A 23,518-nucleotide genomic window follows, 5' to 3' on the forward strand; every position below is an offset into this window, starting at 1 on the left:
AGAGCTAAAATTATCGAAACAATAATTAAGCCCCAAATTCTATTTAGATTCAAGCTTTATTAGTAATTTTTCAAAATCAGCCATAAGTCGATTAGCCTCCGCCTTTCGAATTTTTGAATCGAATGCTATTGCAGGAATTTGTTCAAGTAATATACCGTTTGCTATATAAGTCGATTTAACAGTGTTCTTCGATTTTTTACTGTCAAAAAATGCTGTTTCGCCATGCTCAGCTGCAGTGATTGAATCCAAATAAATCGGTAGATTATAAGTGTGATTTATTTCATAAACGAACGATAGCTTTCCATTCATTAAATAAAACTCTTTCGAAGATTTGCCCATTTCTCCGAAATAATCAACACTGATTTTTTCAAGTTTATTCTCGTTGTAATAATAATTAATCTCACCGCCCTCTGTCGATTCATCTTCAGCGGAAATGTGTACTACCTCATCCCAGTTTTGAATCGCTAATATTCTTATATAATTATTGTCAATCGAATCTAGATCGACCGTTTGACCAAAACTTATTGTTATTAGTGTAAGGAAAAGTGTAAATAATAGTATTCTCATTTTAGTTTATATTTGTTAAACCTGCGTTCTTCATTTTCAAGACGACGAGAAAATTTAGTTGGTAGTTCAATTGTTACAATTATTTCTTCACCGTTTATTGGATGTTGAAAAGTGAGTGATTTCGCTGTTAAAAAAAGTCCTTTGTTTTTTAGAATCATACCGTCATCACCATATAATTTATCACCAAGTATGGGGTGACCAATCTTAGCGGAATGAATTCTTAATTGATGTGTACGACCAGTAAATGGATTTAGTTCTACCAATGTGAGGAATTCGTTTTTAAGCGAACTAACATATCGTAGAGGTGTAATTAAAGATGCTGATGGTTTATTATCAATTGGAAACGTAATGTTTTGCGCTTCTGCTAATTTACCGATGAGTATTGCAGCATAGGTTTTTGTGATGCGCTTCTCTTCAAACGCATTGCCTAATTCTATTCTTGCTTTTGCTGTTTTAGCAATTAATAATAATCCTGATGTTTGATTGTCTAATCGATGCGCCGGTTGTGGCCACGGTAAAGCATCTTCCGATTTACTTTGTTTGAGGTTATGGCCAAGTGCATTGAGTACTGTTTTATATTGATTTCCGCTTACTGTGAGTCCTGCTGGTTTATTGATTACTGCAATGAAATCGTCTTCATAAATAACAGGTAGGTCTATCGGGAATACTTTTGGAGGTGTTTGTTCAATATCTACAATCGTAATAATATCATCCTCCTTTAAAAAACGACCGCCTTCAACATGATTAGCGTTGACTAATATTTCACCGCGCTTAATGGCTTTTTTAACTCCCTTTTTACTCGTGTATTCGTTTAAATGTGCTTCAGCAAATTCATTTAAGCGCATACCATCATGTGCGGGTAGAATGGAGTATGTAGCTTTTATTATTGACACTTCTTAAAATTAATGTATCTATGGTGTTTAAACAAAAAAATGCCTGTCCAAGTTGAACTCGAACAGGCAAATCTAAAAAGTGATTGGTATAATTATAATACTTTAACGTCAACTGCGTTTAATCCTTTTTTACCATCTTTTAAATCAAATTCTACGTTGTCACCCTCGTTGATCTCATCAATAAGACCAGAGATGTGTACAAAATACTCTTCGTTAGACTCATCATCAGTGATAAAACCGAATCCTTTTGATTCATTGAAGAATTTTACTGTTCCATTTTTCATTATATTCAATATTTTTTTAAAAATGCAAAACTAGATAAATTAATTGGAATGGTAATGTTTCTAATTGTTTATTTAGTCATTGAAAATAAAAGCCCCTAGTCCTGATGGATCACAAAGTATAATATTATCAACGATATTATTTTTATTAAAATGCGTTATCTCTTGTCGAATTGGAATCTTTCTCGTTCGAATTTCATCTATAATTTGCGGATTGTTTTTCCCGTTGAAAAAGGTCAATGACGGGTTGAAAAACAAATGTGGACACATCAATGGTTTCATAAGGCTGATCACAAATTTGTCTTCATTGACCAATGATGCCCATGGGTCATTCGCACTTCCAGCTGTGATTTTAAATCCCAATAATTCCCAAAATTTAACTTCTTTTTTGAAACTATGTGATTCAATACTGATGCCTGAAAAATTCCCTAGAATGGTGTTCTGTTCCTTTGAAGTATTAAGTATGGGGGCTTCACTTTGTGCAAGATAAACCCAACAGCCACTTGGAGATGTGGTAATAAAACCATTGTCTGTTTTTGTGATTGGAGCAATCTTTTCAAGTGCCGAAATCATTTTAGAAAAGTCAATACTGAAAATCTTAATGCCAATTCTACTGACATGACTGGTGTCAATCTCAATTGTTATTTGATTGTCAAAAATATAATGCTGATCATTTAAACTTTCATATTTGAAGCCTAAGTCATCATAATATTTAATCGTTTGTTTGAGGTTTGGTGTAGGAATTTGAAGAATGGTCATCGCTTAACTTTTGTTTAGTCGAAGATACACTAATTCCTTAAATCATTCTTAAACAAATAACATTAACACAGTAAGGATAATTCCTCCGATAGTAAAATACATTCCTTTTTTAAAGATTTTCGTTCCAGGTAAAAACATCCAGAATGTTGAGATAACAAAGAACAATAATGCAAGACCAAAAAAGATGTTTAAAAAGAATAAAGGACTGCCTGTAGTTGCTTTATGTAGCTTATTTAACTTGTCTAGTATTATTGGATATTCTTTGACTTCATATTTAGCTTCGTGTGTAAGACTATTATATGTTCCTTCTTTAAAATAGACCAAATCACCGTCAGTTTTCTCGATTTTAAACCGTTTTAATCCTAAAGCTTTCCCTAATTCGTCAATTGTGGTCGTATTGGGTAAGGTCTTTTCTATTTGTGTTTCGTACGTAAAAACTTTAGTTTCCCTAAAAATTAATACAATTCCGCTCAGTGCATAAACTGCCATTATTCCAGCTAAAAAGAATCCTAGATATCGGTGGTAAATGCGCATTTTCTTATTCATGGAAGTATTGTTTATTCTTGCGAACTTATTGTTTTAAAGTCCGCCAATAATTGTTGGTAAATTTTATCTTGATGTATGATTGAAGTGAAATTTTTGTCAATATCATCTGCAATCGCTACATGTTCTTTAAACATCGCATATTCTGCTTCTGACATTTGATTTAAAGTCTTACCGCAAAGTTTTTTAGCAATACTATTTTTCTTTTCTGTCAAGTAAGTATTTGCCAAAACATGTTTATGCATTAATTGTTCCCAATAGACTGGAAATTCTTCATATTTAACGCGGTTGGTTTTACCGTAGATTTCTAGGATATAAAAACCATCTTTTTTTGGAATTAATGAGGTGTCGACTTCATTATTATAAATCGGTAAATCGTTGTAAAAAGTATAAGCAACATAGGATGAGAAAAGTTGATCGCGTTCTACTTTATCTTCAATTAAGTTAAAAGCATACTTTTTCATACACATTTCAAGCGCACCATACTCCGTGCTTTTGTATGCAATAGCTCCTGGCTTTGATTGGAAAATAGTTTGATTTTCTTTTCTGAATTTTTTTGATAATGAATCGTATAGGTGTTGGTTTATTTTGAGTCTCCAGTCGAGCAGTGTATCTTGTTTATCCGTTTGTTTTAGTGATGCAATATTATAATGATCAATAGAGTCTTTTAATAAACAGAGGTTGCATGCAAGACTTTCAGAAGGGTCTAATGAAACAAGGTTACTCTTCTCATGCTGGTTTTCGTTGCACGAGAAAATAATCAGCGTACATAGGGTGAATAATAATTTGGAATTCATTCGAGGGATTTATTATGAAAATAATTAGTCGATAAATTTAAAGAATTAAATAAGATTAATATTTAAATCAATCCTTGATTGATTATCTTCTTTTTCCAGAATAAGTCATCGCCTCACCTTTACCAAAACTATAACTAAAACCAATGGTGAAAAAACGGCCTCTTTGTCCATAGTTGTACAAATAATAATCTGGTTGGTCGACAATGCTCTCTCTTATTCGTGAAGCAAATACATCTTGTACGCTGGCATTAATAACTCCTTTTCCTTTCCATAATTTTTTACGGAGACCAATGTTTCCATAAACAAAGCCGGAGTTTACACCTTGCACAGTAGCATATCGCGATTCTTGATTCCCGGATAATTCTACCTCAATATCTGCAGGTAATTTAATTTTAGCAGTTAGTTTTGACGACCATTTGTCACCATTAAAATCGAATACTTGATCCTCAAAAGTTCCCACTCGATTAAAATACCCATAGTTAAAATCACCACTTAACGTTAACCATTTATTCGGTGAATATTTAGCGTTTAACTCAATGCCTAACTGATCTCTTGTTCCAATGTTAGTAGGGGTGACGGTGTTAATATCATCTTCAAAAAAGGATACTCGTTCAATCACATCAACGGTATGTAAGAAGTAAACGCTGGCATTTAATGATATTTTTTCTTTTATAAATATTCCGGTTATCTCGTACGAATCCGCAAATTCAGGCATTAATTCGGGATTACCTTTGCGAACGCTGTATGTGTTTTGAATATTGAAAAATGGATTCAAATCCCACATTCTTGGTCTGTAAATTCGTTTAGAATAACCTGCCTGTAACGAATATTGTTTACTTATTTTATATGATACATGCGCCGACGGAAACAGGTTCGTATAATTCATCGAATTGCTTTCGTTAGTCGTTGCAAGTAATGTTTGAACATCCGTATTTTCGAATCTTAATCCAGCTTTTACACCCCACTTTTCCGCTTCGTAAGATGCCGTTCCGTATAGTCCTAAAACCTTTTGATCGAAATTAAAATCGTTACTTAAATTCGTGTTCAGTGCCCAAACATCGCTGCTTTGATCTAATACACTATACTCATTTCCTACATTATTTAATTCATAAATACCACCAGTTTCTATTGTTATTTTCTTGGTGATTGGATTGGTGTAATCGAGCTTAAAAGCATAGTTTGATTGATAAAAGTCAGTCTCTATTCTTTGGTTGTCAGGCGCTGAAAAACCGAGCGTGTTTTCGTTGATATATTCGGAGGTTTGTTTTTTACCGAAGAAATTACCAGTCGTACTAAACAACAAATTATGGTCCTTGTGATTCTTAAATTGCTTGGCATACTGAACATCGAATTGGTATTTAGGATTGGTTGCTGAAGTTGCACCTGTTCTTGTATATTGACTTAATAAATAACCTTCGTTTTCAAGAGAAAATGTCGTAATAGTAGGTTCGTCTTCTATCTCGTACATATAATTCCCTGAAACAGTAATTGTATTGAAATCGTTTAGATAAATATCAGTGCCCAGAATTACATTGTAGAAATTTTCACTTTTAGATTCCTCGCCCAAACCATAAATTTCAGATCCCGTGATGTGGTTAATATTTTCGGTTTTTCTTATGGTTGGACGCGTTCTATAACCCGCTCCCAATTGCGCAAATAAGTTAAATTTCTCTGTTCGTTGATTCAAACTTACCCCAATACTATGATTATTAGGATAGCCTGTATTCAATGAAATAGATCCGTTGAATGCTTTTTTATCCTCTTTTTTAAGGATGATATTGATAATACCCGCTGAACCTTCGGCTTCGTATTTCGCAGAAGGATTTGTGATCACTTCTATACTCTCAATCATATCAGCTGAAATCGTTCCTAATGCATTACTGCCTTCGTCAGATAATACAGATGGTTTTCCATTGATAAGGATTTGAACACCAGAATTCCCTCTAAGACTTATGATACCCTCTATGTCAACATTAACAGACGGAACATTGTTTAAAAGATCCATTGCACCCATACCTGAGCTTGTCAAATCACTTCCTACATTAAAAACACGCTTGTCTAATTTGAATTCGACTGATGATTTTTCGGCAGTCACTTGCACTTGGTCTAAGCTATGTTCGGTATTAGACAATAAGATTTTACCTAGATTTATTTTGCCGTCAATAATGTCAAATGTTTCAATTTTTTTAGTGATAAATCCAATGAATCTGACCTCAATTATAAATGCAGATGAATCTGTTGTGACATTAAAACTACCATCATCTTTACTTGTCGTTCCAGCCAGAATTTTATTGGTGGTCGGACTCATTATAGCAATTGTTGCATAAGGAATAGGTTGGCCACTTGGTTCATCTATTACTATTCCACTAATTGTTGTCGATTGAGCGAATATTATAGCTGAAGGAATAATTGTCGCTATTAATATAAGAAGTAGATGCTTCATGGTTTGGTTCTTTATTTCATGCAAATTTGAGGACTTAATTTCAATTGAAAAAATTAAACCTGTTCAACGACATAAATGAGCCTGCAAACAACAATTCACTTTCTTATTAATAAAAACGGACTTTTTTCGATGCATTTATTTGACGTGTGACTGTTTAATTCTGTCGTTTGCCGATTCTTTTTTATCTTCAATTACTTTATGTCTAATTTTGATCTATGACTTTTGAAGAAAATCAAACGCGAAAATATTGGTACGAAGCCTTTTTTCAAGTGTTTCTTGTAGGAATGGTTTTTGTGTTTTATGCATTCGAACGTAAAAGAGGTGGTGGGTTTTCGGAGTTTGATTTTGAAATATCTACTGTCCTTTTCTTTCTAAATTACGTAGTTGCAGCATTCTTTATCAATTATGTTTTGTTGCCTAAATTTTTATATCCGAAAAAATATTGGACTTTTGGACTGTCAGTTTTAGCCGTGATTGCCATCGTTATTGTTATAGAGGAAGGGGTGATTGAACAGATTTATTTTCCTGATACCAGAGGAGCAAGTTTTCCAGGTGTTTTTAGAAGTCTGACGGATTCTTTACCGACAATCACCATATTGGCCGGATTTAAATTCGCATGGGATGCTTTGAATAAACAGAAGGAAGTTGATGAATTAAAATCTGCTGTAAAGGAGAGTGAATTACAGTTTTTAAAGTCGCAAATCAATCCTCATTTCCTATTCAATAATCTTAATAATTTATATGCTTATGCATTAGAGAGTTCACCTAAAACACCACAGATAATTTTAGAATTGTCAAATGTATTGCGCTATATGCTGTATGAATGCAAAGAAGAATTTGTCCCATTAGGAAAAGAAATTGATCAATTGGAAAGTTTTGTAAACCTAAGTCAGTTACAATTTGAAGATCGCGGAACGATCAGTTTTGATGCACAGCATATTAATTCTGGCTATCAAATTGCGCCGCTTATTTTATCTGTATTTATTGAAAATGCTTTTAAGCATAGTGCAAGTAGTCAAACGGATGATATTGAAATTGGTATTGCTATTGATTTAGATGAAAAGGGAAGTTTAAAATTCCATTGTAGGAATACTTTTACAGAGGATACAAATACAAATGACTTAGCACATGGAATTGGTTTGGAGAATGTGAAGAAACGTTTGACTTTGCTTTATCCTAATTCTCATACTTTGTCAATCGACAGCCGTGAAAACATTTTTGATGTACATTTAAAGATCAATTTAAAAGTAACACAATGATCACCTGCATAATCATAGAAGATCAAGCGCCAGCGCAAAGGGTGTTAAAAAAGTACATTCTTGATGTTGGTACCATTGAATTGAAAGCTGTTTTCTCAAATGCGATTGAAGCTTTGGCCTATTTAAAACTGAATAGTGTTGATATGATGTTTTTGGATATTCATTTGCCAAAAATTTCAGGAATAGATTTTTTAAAGACGATCACCAATCCGCCAGCCGTAATTTTTACTACTGCCTTTTCGGAATATGCGGTACAGGGGTTTGAATTGAATGTAATTGATTATTTGGTTAAACCGTTTTCCTTCGAACGATTCGTGCAAGCGATTAATAAAGTTCAACCAAAAGAAACTGTCCAAGACACCTCGGCGAACCTTGAGTTTTTCGTGAAGTCGGGGCATGAATATATTAAAGTGAAAAGTGAGGAAGTTATCTATATTCAATCTGATATGGATTATACAGAGATTCATCAAAAAGATAAGAAGCTGTTGACGCCAGAAACTTTGTCGTTCTGGGAAAATAAATTAAGAGCCAATGATTTCATTCGTGTACATAAATCGTATTTGATCAATACCGCTTGCATTGAAAAAATTGCTGGAAATCAAGTTTATTTATTGGGAGACATTCAAGTACCAATAGGGCGCGCTTATAAAGATGCTTTCTTGGAGAAGTATGTGAAGGGGTAGTTGGTTTTAATTTTGTTGTAAATTCTGTTTGGCGATACTGAGTATTCCAATAGAAAAGTTATAAGAATTTATTTTTTTGCCATCAAAACTTATTCTGCCATCACTTATTTGCTTATTGAGCTTATTTTTTAATTTTTCGATATCAATTTTATTAATACTGTCTTTTGAAATATTTGAAATTTCAGAGCGAATAAAACTACGAATAACTGGTTTTAAAACCTCATCATCAAATTCTTCTAGGTTGTTAAATCCGTAACTTTTTAATAGGCTTGTCTGAGTAATAATTGAATAGGAAATGTTTAAGGCAACTTCATTTTCAAGACTATCCAGTACAATAATCGACATAATAATAATGTGATCATTTGGTTCAGGAGCAATTATTGTTGATGCCTTATTTTTGTTTATATCGTAGTTGCAGTTCAATAAAGTGAACAATGGAAATATTAGCCAGATTTTCATTTCATTACTGATTTAATCAAATCTAAAAGTACCAAAAATTACCAGTGTCTTATAAGGTATTTTGAATAGAAGCATCTAATTCAGGCAGTTGTGCAAATTAAATCACATTTTTTGATGTAAATCATTGTATATCAAATATAAAAACGTTTACAAACATTTACAAACGTACTTTATTCGTATACAAACGTTTTGTAACCGACTAAAGATTTGAATCGTCCATTACTTTGCCTCGTCGCTAACAAACAACGACAGAAACATTTACAAATAATTTTTAAAAACAACAACATGAACACGTTAAGAAACAAAGTACAATTAATCGGACACTTAGGTCAAGCACCTGAAATCATTTCATTCGAAAATGGAAACAAGTTAGCAAAGTTAAATATCGCTACGAACGAGTCGTATAAAAACGCCCAAGGAGAAAAAGTAGATGCGGTACAATGGCATCAAGCAACTGCCTGGGGTAAACAAGCAGAGATTTTAGAAAAGTACACAGATAAGGGGCAAGAAATTGCTATTGAAGGTAAGTTGGTAACCCGAACTTATGAGACGAAAGAGGGGGAGAAGCGAACGAAGACAGAAATTCAAATTCAAGAATTCTTGTTCTTAGGTAACGCTAAAAAAGGGTAGAAGTGGGGGATGGGGATTTAAGCATGTTGTAAATCACTTGCTTGATCCCCAACACCTTCAATTAAAAATTAATTAATCGCATTAAAAAAAATCATCATGAATAAATTACAAAACGCAGTAAACTTAATTGGACGCATCGGAGTAGCTCCAGTAATAAGAACTTTCGAAAATGGTGTAAAATTGGCCAAGTTCACATTAGCAACCAACGAAACCATTAGAGAGATCAATGGGAAATCAGTTAAAACACAATGGCATAGTATTGTGGCTTGGGGTAAAAAAGCAGAATTAATCGAGAAATTCGTTAAAAAGGGGCAAATGTTAGCGATTGACGGGAAGCTGATCAATCGGGTTTATACAGATGCGTCAGGCACGAATAAAAAAGTGACTGAGATTCAAGTCAACGAAATTTTAATGATTAATCCTAAAAAGCAAGCGGGTTAAAGGGGGCAAGTTTGCTAACAAAAAAAGGCAGCGCGAACATCGGTTCGGCTGCCTTTTTTGTGTGCTATAATTTCTGCTATTGAACAATGAATTTTTGCTGTTCTACTTTTTCACCGATCAATAATTTGCAGATATAAATACCTGGGCTTAATTGGTCAATCGCAATTGTATTTTGTGCGGCAGACTGCAAACAAACTTTTCCATTTAAATCAATGATTTCAATTTGCTTTAATCCTGGCAAATCACCACCAATATTAACGATTGAATTGGTGGGGTTCGGATAGATTTTCCATTTATATTCTTTGGTGATTTCATCTAATCCAGTGATGGTGATAGCACTTCTAATTGCATCATAAGCATCAATTTTTCCCCATCCCCATGATGTGCTTCCTTCTGGCCCAATTTCTCCGGTATGTCTGTCTAATCTTGCGGTTTCAATAATGATTTCTTTTACTTGATCAGGTGATAAATATGGATTGGCATCTAAGATTAAAGCACAAATTCCAGCTACTGCTGGACCAGACATTGATGTGCCTGAAAAACGTGCGAAATCGTAAGTTCTTCCTTCAAAATCGACTGAGCTCACAACAAAACCAAAAGCATCATCTGTATAAGAAGAGATAGATGAAGTAACGTTTACGCCTGGTGCAGAAATGTCGGGTTTTATTTCACCCGTAATAAGTGGACCATTACTAGAGAAACTGGCTGCACCTCCTCCAAAAAGTGGATCGCCCGGTTCTGCAGCATATTCCGCCGCATGGGCCGCAACAGAAATAGCAGCATGTGAGCATGCCGGTGCACCAACACCGTATTCATTATCTCCTGAAACATAATCAGGGCTCGATCGAGTAAAAGGCATGCCCCAATTCCCGACATCCGAAGTTAATTCTGTCACATTCCAAAAATGTACAGTGCCACTTAGATGAGTTGATTTTAAAATGATTTTATAGGAATCAATCGGATTTTTAATACGTAAACGCATTTGTGGTCTATCGTTAGTCGGGTACGCATCATCCATACTTAAATTAAACCTAACCGTATCAATATCTCCTTCTAGTGCAATATAGCTCTCTATATAGTCAGTGAATTCAGCAGTCGAATACCATTCACTACTTCCAACAATTTCATTTGAAATGTTTAAGACATTAAAACCGGCGGTAAAACTACTTTCTGAATCACCCCAAGCATGAATACTTTGTCCATAAAGTGTCTCCATTTCTGATTCGTAAAATTCAATTTTAGAATACAGAGTATCACCTGTAAACTCTTTCTTGATATGAAAATTTACAGATCCGTTATTACCTCCTGATGTAACAAAAGTGACCCCTAAATCCGAATAGCTGTCTAAGGCTTGTGACAAAATTGAAGTTCCATCTAAGGCACCGGTGTGATATAATCCCCAACTCATATTTATGACCAATCTTTTATCTTCCGCCACAGCTTTATTATACATCCATTCCCAAGCATCTAAAACAGCTCCTTCGTCTGGGAAAAAGGTTACAAATAGAAATTGCGCTTCATAAGCCATTCCTCTGAAGTTTGTTCCAGCGCCACTACCACCAGCTATGCCTGCCACATGTGTGCCATGCGTGCCGTACGAATAGATATTTGCTGTGTCACTGCCAGCTGCTATTAATGTCGCGGGTGAATTAAATTCTGTTCCGTAAGCATAGTCAACAGGATTTGGACCGCTGGTTTTAAATTGATCCCAAGCAGCTATAATTCTTGTTGCTTCCAATAAGGTATCATAAAACATAGGCGATGAATAATCAAAGCCCCAATCTGTAACACCGATAATAATGTCTTTTCCCGAATAAATTTCTGGTAAACCAATTCCTTTGTGAATACTGTCAACGTGGGTGTCATATCTCACTTTATGCAAGTCAGGTTTAATCTTTCCTGCCAATTGAATCGTTTTAATTCCTTCTAGTGTTTCAATTTTATCTAATAGGTGGAATGGTACTTTAAGCGATATGAATTTATTGATTTGACTTCCTATTATATACCCTTCTCCTTTTAATAAACTTGCGTCAAAATCCCTATCGGTTTCAGCAAGGGTAGATAAATAAGATATGCCATTTATTTTATGAATCGGATATTTCTGAATGAATTGTTCAGCTGGTTGCTGATTATTCGATGCGAGGTGAGTCATTAATAATTCAATATCCATTTTACAATTGTTAGACATCACTGTTTGTCCAATGGAGTTTAAGTAGAATAAGTTTGCTAAAAGCAAGATACACAGTCTCATAATGTAGAATTTATCATAATTTAAGTATAAAAGTATAATTGAGCGTGATTAAAACACATTTAAATATATCGAATTGTCATTTTTTTTGAAATAGAGTACTGAAAATATTTTATTTTAAAGCTTTGTATATTAACGGTTAAGGTTTTATTTTTTATTTAACGGAATGCTTTTATTTTAACTATTTATGAAAAAAAAGACAAGTTTGTATGAATAAATTATGCTAAATAGATATATTTATGCTAAATAAGTATATATGAAGATTAATTCGTGCCCAAATTGTAATAGTCAGGACTATATTAAGAGTGGTGTAGTGAATGATCGTCAGCGATATAAGTGTAAGTCTTGCAAGTATTTTTTCACTGTTAATAAGATCGGTAAGAAAATTGATGATTACTATGTCAATAAGGCTTTGCAGTTGTATTTGGAGGGGTTGACTTATCGGGAGATTGAGCGCGTCTTAGGTGTTTCACACGTTAGTGTTTTGAATTGGGTGAAGAAGTACAAGATTAAGCGTCCAGAAAATCCAGGTTATCACCCAACTTATCGAATTTTGAATGCGGCAGAACTGTCAAATTATTTTAGCAAGGTTGAGAATGTAAAGGGGTCTGGTGTCATAGTAACTGAGCTAGGAGATAAGTATATGCTGATAAAGTGGGAGCGATTTAGGGATTAATTAACTATAGTATTAACGATTAACTATATTAGTTTGTAATCGGAACAGGTTTTTATTGAATTTAGTGAAGCGCACTAGGTTAACAATTTATTAACTAAACCTGTTTAACACTATGAAAAATAGTTTACTAAAATTGACCTTCACAATGATCATGTCAGCGATGACTTATCAATTGAGTTTTGGTCAAGACACAAAAGTTACCGATCCTTACCAAGATGGTTTAAAGGTGAAATTAAGTGAAGATGGTGCGCGATACTTCCGATTGATATCATGGGCGCAAGCACAAACTGTTTATAGAGATGATGCCCCGTCGAATACTTCCCCAGTGAATTTTAATTTGCGAAGAGCACGTATTTTGATGTATTCTCAAATCAGTAAAAAATTCCTTTTACTAACGCATTTCGGATTAAATAGTTTGAATGCAAATAATATGAGTCCCACAGGAGTAGCTGATGGTTCTCAACTTTTTTTACATGACGCATGGGTGCAGTACAGCATAAATGAAAAACATACTTTAGGTGGTGGTTTGCATTATTATAATGGCATTTCAAGATTGAACAATCAAAGCACTCTTAATATGATTACGTTGGATAATAACCGTCAATCATGGGCTACTTTGGGGTTGTCTGATCAATTTGTAAGACATGTCGGTGTTTTTGCGAAAGGTTCATTTGGAAAATTGCAATACCGTGTAGCAGTGAATGAGGCAGTAACAAATGGTCTTGATGCTAGAGCTCCAGTCGTCAATGAAGGAGCTGTTTATGGAGGTAAACGTTTACTAGGTTCGGCAACAGCTGGATTTACTTATGCTGGATATTTTGAATATAATTTCTTAGATCAAGAGTCTAACTTTCTACCGTATAAAGTAGGGTCGTATTTAGGAGCGAAGAGAGTATTTAATATCGGCTCTGGATTCTATGTTCATCCTAATGGTGCTGTTATTGCAACTGATACAATAGGTGGATTGAGCGGTCAAAATGTGAGCATTTTTGCTGGTGATGTTTTTTATGAAACACCAATAGGTGAAAAAGGAGCTGCGTTTTCTGTTTATGCCACTTTTCAATACAATAATTACGGCGAGAACTATTTATATAGTGCCTACGGTTCGGGAACAATGATTTACGGACATATTGGTTATGTCATTCCGGGAGATAAATCTAAAACAAGATTCCAGCCTTATGTATCATTTGCTAACCATGCTTATGATGCAACTCCAAATGCAAGAAATAATATTGGTGCAGGAATAAACGCATATTTCACAGGGCATCATTCAAAATTAACACTCGAATATAAAAATGAACAATTTGGTGCTGCACAGGCTAATATAGTCACTTTACAAGCATCGATTTTCCTTTAATAAATAAAAATATGACTGAATTAGATAAAAAAAGTAACGCAAAAGCATATTGGAAGCAAAACATCCGGTATCTCGTAATTCTCATGAGTATTTGGTTCTTGGTTTCATGTGTCTTCGGAATTTTGATACGTGAACAACTGAATACAATTCGAATAGGTGGATTCAAACTAGGTTTTTGGTTCGCCCAACAAGGTTCAATTTATGTATTTGTAGTGCTTATTTTTGTGTATGTACGCTTAATGAACAAACTAGATAAAAAATACGGATATAGCGAAGAGTAAGCTATTTGATAGAATTATAAATATTAAAAAAATTAATTATGAGTTTACAAGTTTGGACATGGCTTTTAGTAGGAATTACATTTGCCCTTTATTTTGGAATTGCAATTTGGGCCCGCGCAGGATCTACTAAAGAATTTTATGTTGCCGGAGGGAGTGTTTCTCCATTGGCAAACGGAATGGCAACGGCAGCCGATTGGATGAGTGCCGCATCATTTATATCAATGGCTGGTATTATTTCATTCATCGGTTATGATGGTTCGGTATATCTGATGGGATGGACCGGTGGATATGTATTATTGGCGTTATTATTAGCGCCTTACCTAAGGAAATTCGGGAAATTTACTGTTCCAGATTTTATCGGGGATCGATACTATTCTAATACAGCTAGAACAGTTGCTGTTATTTGTGCATTAATCGTTTCATTCACATATGTGGCTGGTCAAATGCGTGGAGTAGGTATTGTTTTTTCTCAATTTTTAGAAGTTGATATTAATATTGGGGTTGTTATTGGTATGACTGTAGTATTGGTGTTTGCCCTATTGGGAGGAATGAAAGGGATCACATATACACAAGTCGTTCAATATTGTGTATTGATTTTCGCTTTTATGGTTCCTGCTATCTTTATTTCATTTCAAATGACTGGAAATCCAATTCCTCAGGTGGGTATGGGAAGTAAAGGGGCGGATGGCGTTTATTTGCTTGACAAATTAGATGCTTTACATACGGACTTAGGATTTAAAGAATATACAAGCGGATCTAAATCTACTTGGGATGTATTTGCAATAACAATCGCTTTGATGGTTGGTACTGCTGGATTGCCTCACGTAATCGTCCGTTTCTTTACGGTAGCGAAAGTGAAAGATGCACGTAAATCTGCTGGTTTAGCGTTGTTATTTATTGCGATACTTTATACCACTGCTCCTGCAATTTCAGTATTTGCAAGAACTAACTTAATTGAAACTGTAACCAACCAAAGTTATGAGGAGATGCCAGATTGGTTCAGAAACTGGGAGAATACTGGTCTTATTGCATGGGCTGATAAAAATGGAGATGGAAAAATTCAATATGTAGCTGGTGATGCAATGGAAGGTAAAAAACCACTTTTCACTGGAGAAAGAGGAATATATGGAGAACGACTAGTATCTAATGCTGGTGTCAATGTAAACGAATTATATGTTGATAGAGATATTATGGTATTGGCCAATCCCGAGATTGCAAGTCTTCCGAATTGGGTGATTGCATTAGTTGCAGCTGGTGGTTTAGCCGCGGCATTGTCAACTGCTGCTGGTTTATTACTTGTGATTTCAACTTCCGTTTCTCACGATTTAATTAAGAAACAGTTAAAACCCGAAATATCTGAAAAAGGTGAATTATTGGCAGCTCGAATTGCAATTGTAGTTGCGATTATTGTGGCTGGCTTATTTGGGATTTATCCACCAGGATTTGTCGCCGCAGTTGTTGCCCTTGCTTTTGGACTGGCCGCAGCGTCATTCTTCCCTGCAATTGTTTTAGGGATTTTTGATAAGCGAATGAATAAAGAAGGTGCCATTTCAGGTATGATTGTAGGTATTGTCTTGATGCTATTCTACATGATCGTATTTAAAACTGGTTTAATTGGTGTGATGGGACCTTTACCTGAAGAAGATTGGTGGTTTGGAACATCTCCTGAAGGATTTGGAACAGTCGCAATGATTTTAAATTTTACAGTTTCAATCGTTGTTTCTCGACTAACACCAGCACCTCCTATTGAGGTTCAGGAAATTGTAGAAAATATTCGAATTCCGAGTGGTGCAGGTGAAGCTGCAGCTAATCATTAAAGAAGGAGTTAAAAAACAGCAGTGCATATTAATGCATTGCTGTTTTTTACTATTTTAAGACCTATGAAAAAAAGACACGAGCAAAAATTAGTAATATTAGCAATCGCACTTTTTGTGCTGTTGAATATTCCGTTGGTGTTAATGTTTAATGGTACTAGAGCTATTCTGGGGTTTCCAATTATCTATTTTTCAATTTTTACAATATGGCTTTCAGCTATAATCATTTCTTTTATTGTCTTAAAGCGTCATTTTGAGTAATTACGCTTTAATATTGATCATATTTGCCTATTTGGCGCTACTCTTTTACATTGTTCATTGGGGCAACAAGCAGAGTAGAAGTCGGTGGGTGAATAATCCTTACGTTTACACCTTGTCTTTGGCAGTGTATTGTACGGCTTGGACGTATTATGGAAGTGTTGGAACAGCAGCCGAATCTGGCATAATGTTCTTGCCTATTTATTTAGGTCCCATCATCGCTATTCCGCTTTGGATTGTAGTAATGAGAAAAATAATTCGAATTGCAAAGCATAATAAAATTGCCTCTATTGCTGATTTTATTTCTTTGAGGTATGGACGTGATAAATTATTAGGTGCTATCGTCACACTTGTTTGTATAGTAGGCACCGTTCCTTATATCTCTCTTCAATTAAAGGCGATTTCAGAAACCTTTAAAGTGATGACCGTAGATTCACAGTTCGATTCGAAAAATATACTCCATGATTCAACTTTTTATATAGCACTAATTCTTGCTGTTTTTGTTACGTTTTTTAGTACTCAGAAAACAGATGCCTCAATAAAAAATAGAGGGATTATAGTTTCTGTTGCTTTTGAGGCTATTTTAAAATTAGCATTCTTTTTAGCTATAGGAATCTACGTGACTTTCTATATGTTTGATGGAACGACAGATATTTATAATCAAATATCACAGACCGAAAATTTCGAGAAATTAATTGGTTTTGATGGCATTGAACAAGGTTTGGATTGGTTTTTCCTCGTATTATTATCCTTCTTTGCGATCTTTTTATTGCCGAGACAATTCCACGTGGCTGTAGTTGAAAACGATCGTGAAAAACATCTTAAAAAAGCAATTTGGCTATTCCCATTATACTTACTACTTTTTAATGTTTTTGTAATATTCATTGCTTGGGGTGGTAAACTGACATTCGGTGATACCGTAAATTCGGATTACTATACGCTTTTACTGCCGCTTCAAAATGGAAACACTTTAATCGCTTTACTTGTTTTTCTAGGTGGCTTTTCTGCAGTGATTTCAATGGTTGTGATTTCAACTATCGCACTTTCAAATATGGTGAGTAATAATTTGGTCATTCCTTATGGCTTTTTAGATAAGTTCGTTTCTGGTAATTCGGAAGGGAATGAGTCTTACATTAAATTAATTAGGCGTGTAGCAATTTTTTCAATCATCATTCTAGCGTACATCTTTTACGCTAACTTCTCTGTGCAAATGTCACTCTATTCAATAGGATTAATCTCGTTTGTGATTATTGCTTTATTGGCGCCATCTTTTTTTATTGGTTTATACTGGAATAGGGGCGCGGCACGCGGAACAATAGCTGGAATAATTTCGGGGTTTATTATAATCCTTTATACGCTGATTATTCCTTTCATTATTGAAGCTTACGGTACAACAGATTATTTTATTCAAAATGGCTTGTTTGGTATTGAAGCATTGCGTCCACATGCTTTATTTGGAATCGACTTTTTGTCGCCAGCTTCACATGCCTTTTTCTGGAGTTTAATTGTGAATACCATCGTTTATTTATGGGTTTCAATTTCATCAAAAGGAAATTATAGAGAACGGAATTATGCTGAGATATTTGTAGATCCTAAAGTTACTTCCAGTCTTGATGATAATGCTTATGTATGGAAAGGTGAAGCATATGTAATTGATATTAAAAATGTATTAATTAAATTTTTAGGCGTTGAACGAACGGAGCGTGCGCTATCGTTATTTTTTAGAAAGTATGATATCGCTCCCGATGCACAATTAGCGGACGCTAGATTGATAAATTTTTCTGAAAAATTACTAACAGGAACAATTGGAGGGGCATCTGCAAAAATTCTTATATCAAGTGTTGTAAAAGAGGATGAAGTAAGTCTAGTTGAGGTATTGAAAATCCTTGAGGAGTCGAAAGAGACGATCGCAAGTAATAAATTATTAAAAGATAAATCGCGACAATTAACAGAGCTTACCAGTCAATTAAAAGATGTGAATAGTGAGTTGATTGAGAAGGATAAACAAAAGGATGAATTTTTGGATACGGTAGCGCATGAACTTAAAACACCATTAACTGGAATTAGAGGTGCTGCAGAATTATTATTAGATGATGCGGACGAAATGACTCCAGAAATAAGAGATCAATTTTTAAGAAATATCCTACAAGATTCTGATCGTTTTGCACGCCTTATTCACAATATCCTTGATTTTGAAAAATTATCGGAAGATAGAGAAGAACTTATGTTGAAAAAGTATAATTTTAGAGAAACACTTAAGCATGTTGTGCTCTCACTGAGCCAAGTGGCAATAGCTGCAAATGTTAGAATTAAAGTAACAACGCAGCGAGACGTTTTTATTGAATATGACGAAGACCGAATTATTCAAGTCTTGACAAATTTACTTTCCAATGGAATTAAATTTGCGAATAAAGAAGACGGCATAGTATGGGTTCAATATAAAGTCTCAAAAAAGGTGTTGAATGTGAGTGTTTCCGATAATGGTCTAGGTGTGCCTAATGAGGATATCGATTTTGTTTTTGATAAATTTTATCAATCTAAAAATCAAAATACAATTAAGCCAGAGGGAAGTGGATTAGGATTGGCAATTTCTCAACGCATTATCGAACGTCACAACGGAACAATTGAAGTTGTCAATGATGAAGGAGGGGGCGCCAATTTTAAATTTGAAATACCAGTAAATCAGCAATAGATAATGATAAGAAAAATTTTAATCGTAGATGATGAACCGAATATTGTGATGACACTCGAATATGCTTTTAAAAAGAAAGGCTACGAAGTTTTTATTGCAAGGGATGGTAGTGAAGCAATGGAGATATTAAAACACAATGTGCCAGACATGGTATTGTTAGATATTATGATGCCACAAGTTGACGGATATCAAACATTGGAATGGATTAGAGAAAATGAAGAATTAAAGAATGTAAAAGTCATTTTCTTAACTGCCAAGAATAAATCAACAGATGTTGAAAAGGGAATGAACTTAGGAGTGAACAAGTATATGACCAAACCTTTTTCTGTTAAAAAAATAGTAAACGAAGTAACTGAAATGCTGGCCTGATTTCCTCTAGTGCGCAACTATTGAATCAGGTCAGTGTTTTTAAAAATGAAATTATGAAATTTAGTCTCAGTCCTTTAGTGTCAGATGTGTTTATTTTAATTTACATTACTGCAACACTCTATATAAGATTTAAATTAGAAAATCAAGTTGCTTTATCTACGCTGACTTCGGTATTCGTAGGGTTGATATTTGTCCTGATTCTTTGGGTGATGATTAAAACAAAAGTATTGAATCCTAATTGGTTTGGATTATTTAAAAAAAGGGTAAAATGAATTATAATGACTTGTATAAAGAAAGTATAGAAAAACCTGATGTTTTTTGGAAGCGACAGGTCAATGAATTGAAGTGGCATGAAGTACCAAAAAAAATCATTTCAGCGACTGAAATTTGGAATAATTGGTTTGAGGACGGCAAGTTAAATATGAGCTACCTATGTATCGATGCGCATATTGAAAATGGGCATGGAGATGATGTTGCTATTTACTATGACTCCCCAGTAACAGATACCAAATTGGCGATTACTTATACTGATTTATTGTATGAGGTTGGACGGTTAGCTGGAGGATTAAAAGATTTAGGTGTTAAAAAAGGGGATACGGTTATTATTTATATGCCAATGATTCCACAAGCTATTTATGCCATGTTAGCATGTGCAAGAATTGGCGCAATTCATTCAGTGGTTTTTGGCGGTTTTGCTCCGCACGAATTAGCATTAAGAATTGACGATTGCCTTCCTAAATTAATTATAACGGCATCAAATGGTATTGAAGTAAATCGTATTATTCCTTACAAGCCGTTTGTTGATGAGGCAATTGAATTGGCAAAACACAAGCCTGAACGTGTTATAATCTACGATCGTGAGCGCGGAGTTGAATATGATAACACAGATCGAGATATAGATTATGGCGTCTTAATAGAAATGTCTGAAGTGATTCCAGCTGTGCCTGTGAAATCTACACATCCACTTTATATTCTGTATACATCTGGCACAACTGGAAGTCCCAAAGGTGTTATTCGAGATACGGGTGGTTATGCTACGGCTTTAAAGTTTAGCATGAAGTATATTTATGGTATGGAAGAAGGGGATACTTTTTGGGCAGCAAGTGATGTTGGTTGGGTTGTAGGTCATAGTTATATCGTGTATGGCCCTCTTTTAAATAGAAATACAACAATATTATTTGAGGGGAAACCTATTAAAACTCCGGATGCATCAACTTTTTGGCGCGTTATTTCGGAATATAAAGTAAAAGCAATGTTCACTGCTCCTACTGCCATTCGAGCAATAAGAAAAGAGGACCCAAATGGGGACTTTATTAAGCAATACGATTTGTCAAGTTTGAAATATCAATTTGTGGCTGGTGAGCGTTGTGATATATCGACGTTAAATTGGATGGAAGAGCATTTAAAGGTTCCTGTTATCGATCATTGGTGGCAAACTGAATCTGGCTGGCCCATGTTATCCAATATGGTAGGTGTTGAATTATTACCAGTGAAACCTGGATCTGCCGCAAAAGCTGTTTGTGGATATAATATTCAAATATTAAATGAATCGGGTGAAGTGGCAGCGACAGATGAGGAGGGATTTGTAGCTATAAAATTACCATTGCCTCCTGGTATGTTAATGAATTTATGGAGGAATCCCGAACGTTTTAATAATTCATACTTGACGAAATTCCCAGGTTATTATTTCACTGGTGATGGAGGATATGTAGATGAAGACGGTTATGTCTTTATTACGGGTAGGGTAGATGATATTATCAATGTTGCGGGGCATCGTCTTTCAACAGCAGAAATGGAAGAGATTGTGTCAAGTCACCCTGCAGTTGCAGAATGTGCTGTTTTTGGCGTTTTATGTGAGATAAAAGGACAAAAACCGATGGGTTTGGTTGTTTTATCGTCGGATAATGATAAAAATGATACGGAAATTGAAAAAGAAATTATTCAATTGGTGCGATCGCAAATAGGCGCTGTTGCGTCTTTTAAAGATCTGAAAATTGTAAAAAGATTACCAAAAACTCGTTCTGGTAAAATATTAAGAAAGCTATTGCGAAAAATAGCCGATAATGAAGCGTTTAGCGTTCCTTCAACTATAGATGATGTTTCTATTATTGATGAAATTAAAGAGAGATTAAGTATAAAAATTTAAGCAATTTATTATGAGTAATTACCACATTAAACATTTAGAGGAATATTTTAAAACACACCGTAAATCAGTAAGGGAACCTGAATTGTTTTGGGAGGAAATTGCTGAAGAACATTTTGTGTGGAGAAAACGATGGGATAAAGTCTTGTCTTGGGATTTTCGTAAACCAGAAGTGAAATGGTTTGAAGGTGCAAAATTGAATATCACGGAAAATTGTATCGATCGTCATCTTAGAATGAAAGGGGATAAAACAGCTATTTTATTCGAGCCAAACGATCCGAATGCGCCTGCAGAACATATCACTTATAATCGATTATACGAACGTGTCAATCAATTGGCGAATGTACTTAAGAGTAAAGGGATAAAAAAAGGTGATCGGGTTTGTATTTATCTACCGATGATCCCTGAATTGGCAATCTCATTGCTTGCTTGTGCTAGAATTGGAGCAATTCATTCTGTTGTATTTGCAGGGTTTTCATCTAATGCATTGTCGTCTAGAATTAATGATAGCGAATGTAAAATGGTGATAACTTCTGATGGATCATATAGAGGTTCTAAAACGATTGATCTGAAAGGTATCGTTGATGAGGCTTTGATTGATTGTCCTTGTGTTGAAAAGGTATTGGTTGTAAATCGTATTAATGCTGAAATTGAATTAAAGGAAGGTAGAGATGAATGGTTGGCTCCTTTATTAGAAACAGCTTCTACGGAATGTGAAGCGGAAATAATGGATGCAGAAGATCCTTTATTCATTCTATATACATCAGGTTCTACCGGTCAACCAAAAGGAATGGTGCATACCACTGCTGGTTATATGGTTTATACGGCTTATACGTTTAAGAATGTATTTCAATACCGTGAGAATGATGTGTATTGGTGTACTGCAGATATCGGTTGGATAACAGGGCATAGTTATATTGTTTACGGTCCTTTGGCAAATGGCGCAACAACGGTAATGTTTGAAGGTGTACCAAGTTATCCTGATTATGGACGATTTTGGCAGGTGATTGAGAAGCATAAAGTCAATCAATTTTATACGGCGCCAACTGCTATTCGTGCATTGGCTAAACAAGGTGGTAGTTTCTTGGAAGATTATAATTTAAGTTCTCTAAAAGTTTTAGGTTCGGTTGGTGAACCTATTAATGAGGAAGCTTGGCATTGGTATAATGACAATGTTGGGAAACGAAAAAGTCCTATTGTTGATACTTGGTGGCAAACTGAGACAGGCGGAATTATGTTATCGCCATTGCCTTATATAACGCCTACAAAACCGACTTATGCTACACTGCCATTACCTGGAATTCAGCCTGCATTATTGGATGAAAGTGGAGATGAAATATTAGGAAATCAAGTCGATGGAAGGTTGTGTATTAAATTCCCTTGGCCAAGTATTGCGCGAACAATATGGGGGAATCATCAACGGTATAAAGAAACCTATTTTTCTGCCTTCGATAATATGTACTTCACAGGTGATGGTGCTTTAAGAGATGAGGTTGGATATTACCGAATTACTGGTCGCGTAGATGATGTGATCATTGTTTCTGGTCATAATTTAGGAACAGCGCCGATTGAAGATGCTATTAACGAACATCCTGCTGTTGCAGAATCTGCTATTGTTGGATTCCCGCATGACATTAAAGGAAGTGCATTATATGGTTATGTCACTTTGAAAGAAGCTGGAGAAGAAAGAAATCATGATAATTTAAGGAAAGAGATTAATCAATTGATTTCTGATCATATCGGCCCTATTGCGAAGTTGGATAAAATTCAATTCACAAAAGGATTGCCTAAAACAAGATCAGGTAAAATCATGCGTCGAATCTTACGTAAAATTGCTTGCAATGAAATGGATAATTTAGGCGATATTTCAACCTTATTAAATCCTGAAGTTGTTGAAGAAATTATTAAGGACGCGCAACAATAAA

General features: G+C 34.9%; 22 protein-coding genes. 13 read left to right on the top strand and 9 right to left on the bottom strand.

Features of this window, described 5'->3' with window-relative positions:
• Window positions 1-39 precede the first annotated feature (39 nt).
• From T367_RS23490 to T367_RS0100570, 7 genes are all read right to left on the bottom strand, one after another.
• Entirely contained in the window at window positions 40-567 is a 528-nt protein-coding gene (locus tag T367_RS23490) for a hypothetical protein (protein WP_027418090.1), read from the bottom strand.
• A complete protein-coding gene (locus T367_RS0100545; protein ID WP_157454069.1) occupies window positions 564-1,460 on the bottom strand; it encodes an RluA family pseudouridine synthase in 897 nt (298 codons plus the stop codon). Before T367_RS0100545 ends, T367_RS23490 begins: the two co-directional genes overlap by 4 nt.
• 92 nt (window positions 1,461-1,552) lie before the next feature.
• The gene (locus T367_RS0100550) at window positions 1,553-1,744 is read right to left on the bottom strand and encodes a cold-shock protein (RefSeq protein WP_027418092.1); all 192 of its coding nucleotides are present in this window, start codon (window positions 1,742-1,744) and stop codon (window positions 1,553-1,555) included.
• A 72-nt stretch (window positions 1,745-1,816) separates the two neighbouring features.
• The gene (locus T367_RS0100555; protein WP_027418093.1) at window positions 1,817-2,500 is read right to left on the bottom strand and encodes a hypothetical protein; all 684 of its coding nucleotides are present in this window, start codon (window positions 2,498-2,500) and stop codon (window positions 1,817-1,819) included.
• Between the two features lie 48 nt (window positions 2,501-2,548).
• Window positions 2,549-3,046 (bottom strand): membrane protein, encoded by a 498-nt coding sequence (locus T367_RS0100560; protein WP_035841972.1) that lies wholly within the window; start codon window positions 3,044-3,046, stop codon window positions 2,549-2,551.
• A gap of 11 nt (window positions 3,047-3,057) precedes the next feature.
• The gene (locus T367_RS0100565) at window positions 3,058-3,840 is read right to left on the bottom strand and encodes a hypothetical protein (protein WP_027418095.1); all 783 of its coding nucleotides are present in this window, start codon (window positions 3,838-3,840) and stop codon (window positions 3,058-3,060) included.
• Window positions 3,841-3,922: 82 nt separating this feature from the next.
• Complete coding sequence (locus tag T367_RS0100570) at window positions 3,923-6,283, bottom strand: outer membrane beta-barrel family protein (protein ID WP_027418096.1); 2,361 nt, start codon at window positions 6,281-6,283, stop codon at window positions 3,923-3,925.
• 215 nt (window positions 6,284-6,498) lie between these two features.
• Between T367_RS0100570 and T367_RS0100575 the strand changes: the two genes are divergently transcribed.
• Together T367_RS0100575 and T367_RS0100580 are read left to right on the top strand one after the other, a co-directional pair.
• Entirely contained in the window at window positions 6,499-7,542 is a 1,044-nt protein-coding gene (locus T367_RS0100575) for a sensor histidine kinase (RefSeq protein ID WP_027418097.1), read from the top strand.
• On the top strand, window positions 7,539-8,225 hold the full coding sequence (locus tag T367_RS0100580) for a LytR/AlgR family response regulator transcription factor (RefSeq protein WP_027418098.1): 687 nt from the start codon (window positions 7,539-7,541) through the stop codon (window positions 8,223-8,225). Before T367_RS0100575 ends, T367_RS0100580 begins: the two co-directional genes overlap by 4 nt.
• A 6-nt stretch (window positions 8,226-8,231) precedes the next feature.
• Here T367_RS0100580 and T367_RS0100585 read toward each other — a convergent pair whose 3' ends face one another.
• Window positions 8,232-8,684 (bottom strand): hypothetical protein, encoded by a 453-nt coding sequence (locus T367_RS0100585; protein WP_027418099.1) that lies wholly within the window; start codon window positions 8,682-8,684, stop codon window positions 8,232-8,234.
• A gap of 285 nt (window positions 8,685-8,969) precedes the next feature.
• Between T367_RS0100585 and T367_RS0100590 the strand changes: the two genes are divergently transcribed.
• Window positions 8,970-9,314, top strand: coding sequence for a single-stranded DNA-binding protein (locus T367_RS0100590; protein WP_027418100.1), 345 nt, complete (start codon window positions 8,970-8,972; stop codon window positions 9,312-9,314).
• Between the two features lie 96 nt (window positions 9,315-9,410).
• The gene (locus tag T367_RS0100595; RefSeq protein WP_027418101.1) at window positions 9,411-9,755 is read left to right on the top strand and encodes a single-stranded DNA-binding protein; all 345 of its coding nucleotides are present in this window, start codon (window positions 9,411-9,413) and stop codon (window positions 9,753-9,755) included.
• Window positions 9,756-9,831: 76 nt separating this feature from the next.
• Here the strand turns inward: T367_RS0100595 and T367_RS0100600 are convergent, their stop codons facing one another.
• A complete protein-coding gene (locus T367_RS0100600; protein WP_084274256.1) occupies window positions 9,832-12,006 on the bottom strand; it encodes a S8 family peptidase in 2,175 nt (724 codons plus the stop codon).
• Window positions 12,007-12,259: 253 nt separating this feature from the next.
• Between T367_RS0100600 and T367_RS0100605 the strand changes: the two genes are divergently transcribed.
• The 9 genes from T367_RS0100605 (at window position 12,260) to acs (ending at window position 23,517) form a co-directional block, all read left to right on the top strand.
• Entirely contained in the window at window positions 12,260-12,679 is a 420-nt protein-coding gene (locus tag T367_RS0100605; RefSeq protein ID WP_027418103.1) for an IS1/IS1595 family N-terminal zinc-binding domain-containing protein, read from the top strand.
• A gap of 112 nt (window positions 12,680-12,791) precedes the next feature.
• Entirely contained in the window at window positions 12,792-14,036 is a 1,245-nt protein-coding gene (locus T367_RS0100610; protein ID WP_027418104.1) for a hypothetical protein, read from the top strand.
• Window positions 14,037-14,047: 11 nt separating this feature from the next.
• Entirely contained in the window at window positions 14,048-14,317 is a 270-nt protein-coding gene (locus tag T367_RS0100615) for a DUF4212 domain-containing protein (RefSeq protein WP_027418105.1), read from the top strand.
• Between the two features lie 38 nt (window positions 14,318-14,355).
• A complete protein-coding gene (locus tag T367_RS0100620) occupies window positions 14,356-16,134 on the top strand; it encodes a sodium:solute symporter family protein (protein ID WP_027418106.1) in 1,779 nt (592 codons plus the stop codon).
• 250 nt (window positions 16,135-16,384) lie between these two features.
• Window positions 16,385-19,081, top strand: a complete 2,697-nt coding sequence (locus tag T367_RS0100630; protein WP_027418108.1) for a sensor histidine kinase — start codon at window positions 16,385-16,387, stop codon at window positions 19,079-19,081.
• 6 nt (window positions 19,082-19,087) lie between these two features.
• A complete protein-coding gene (locus tag T367_RS0100635; RefSeq protein WP_027418109.1) occupies window positions 19,088-19,450 on the top strand; it encodes a response regulator transcription factor in 363 nt (120 codons plus the stop codon).
• 53 nt (window positions 19,451-19,503) lie between these two features.
• Window positions 19,504-19,722, top strand: coding sequence for a hypothetical protein (locus T367_RS0100640; protein WP_027418110.1), 219 nt, complete (start codon window positions 19,504-19,506; stop codon window positions 19,720-19,722).
• Entirely contained in the window at window positions 19,719-21,596 is a 1,878-nt protein-coding gene (locus T367_RS0100645; protein ID WP_027418111.1) for an acetate--CoA ligase, read from the top strand. Before T367_RS0100640 ends, T367_RS0100645 begins: the two co-directional genes overlap by 4 nt.
• A 10-nt stretch (window positions 21,597-21,606) precedes the next feature.
• Entirely contained in the window at window positions 21,607-23,517 is a 1,911-nt protein-coding gene (acs, locus tag T367_RS0100650) for an acetate--CoA ligase (RefSeq protein WP_027418112.1), read from the top strand.
• The last annotated feature ends 1 nt before the right edge of the window (window position 23,518 follow it).

Source organism: Crocinitomix catalasitica ATCC 23190 (assembly GCF_000621625.1).
Taxonomy (GTDB): Bacteria; Bacteroidota; Bacteroidia; order Flavobacteriales_D; family Crocinitomicaceae; genus Crocinitomix; species Crocinitomix catalasitica.

Bases quoted from the DNA above. Each gene is read 5' to 3' on its own strand.
- T367_RS23490 (WP_027418090.1), bottom strand. From the start codon at position 567: ATGAGAATACTATTATTTACACTTTTCCTTACACTAATAACAATAAGT.
- T367_RS0100550 (WP_027418092.1), bottom strand. From the start codon at position 1,744: ATGAAAAATGGAACAGTAAAATTCTTCAATGAATCAAAAGGATTCGGT.
- T367_RS0100555 (WP_027418093.1), bottom strand. From the start codon at position 2,500: ATGACCATTCTTCAAATTCCTACACCAAACCTCAAACAAACGATTAAA.
- T367_RS0100560 (WP_035841972.1), bottom strand. From the start codon at position 3,046: ATGAATAAGAAAATGCGCATTTACCACCGATATCTAGGATTCTTTTTA.
- T367_RS0100565 (WP_027418095.1), bottom strand. From the start codon at position 3,840: ATGAATTCCAAATTATTATTCACCCTATGTACGCTGATTATTTTCTCG.
- T367_RS0100570 (WP_027418096.1), bottom strand. From the start codon at position 6,283: ATGAAGCATCTACTTCTTATATTAATAGCGACAATTATTCCTTCAGCT.
- T367_RS0100575 (WP_027418097.1), top strand. From the start codon at position 6,499: ATGACTTTTGAAGAAAATCAAACGCGAAAATATTGGTACGAAGCCTTT.
- T367_RS0100580 (WP_027418098.1), top strand. From the start codon at position 7,539: ATGATCACCTGCATAATCATAGAAGATCAAGCGCCAGCGCAAAGGGTG.
- T367_RS0100585 (WP_027418099.1), bottom strand. From the start codon at position 8,684: ATGAAAATCTGGCTAATATTTCCATTGTTCACTTTATTGAACTGCAAC.
- T367_RS0100590 (WP_027418100.1), top strand. From the start codon at position 8,970: ATGAACACGTTAAGAAACAAAGTACAATTAATCGGACACTTAGGTCAA.
- T367_RS0100595 (WP_027418101.1), top strand. From the start codon at position 9,411: ATGAATAAATTACAAAACGCAGTAAACTTAATTGGACGCATCGGAGTA.
- T367_RS0100600 (WP_084274256.1), bottom strand. From the start codon at position 12,006: ATGAGACTGTGTATCTTGCTTTTAGCAAACTTATTCTACTTAAACTCC.
- T367_RS0100605 (WP_027418103.1), top strand. From the start codon at position 12,260: ATGAAGATTAATTCGTGCCCAAATTGTAATAGTCAGGACTATATTAAG.
- T367_RS0100610 (WP_027418104.1), top strand. From the start codon at position 12,792: ATGAAAAATAGTTTACTAAAATTGACCTTCACAATGATCATGTCAGCG.
- T367_RS0100615 (WP_027418105.1), top strand. From the start codon at position 14,048: ATGACTGAATTAGATAAAAAAAGTAACGCAAAAGCATATTGGAAGCAA.
- T367_RS0100620 (WP_027418106.1), top strand. From the start codon at position 14,356: ATGAGTTTACAAGTTTGGACATGGCTTTTAGTAGGAATTACATTTGCC.
- T367_RS0100640 (WP_027418110.1), top strand. From the start codon at position 19,504: ATGAAATTTAGTCTCAGTCCTTTAGTGTCAGATGTGTTTATTTTAATT.
- T367_RS0100645 (WP_027418111.1), top strand. From the start codon at position 19,719: ATGAATTATAATGACTTGTATAAAGAAAGTATAGAAAAACCTGATGTT.
- acs (WP_027418112.1), top strand. From the start codon at position 21,607: ATGAGTAATTACCACATTAAACATTTAGAGGAATATTTTAAAACACAC.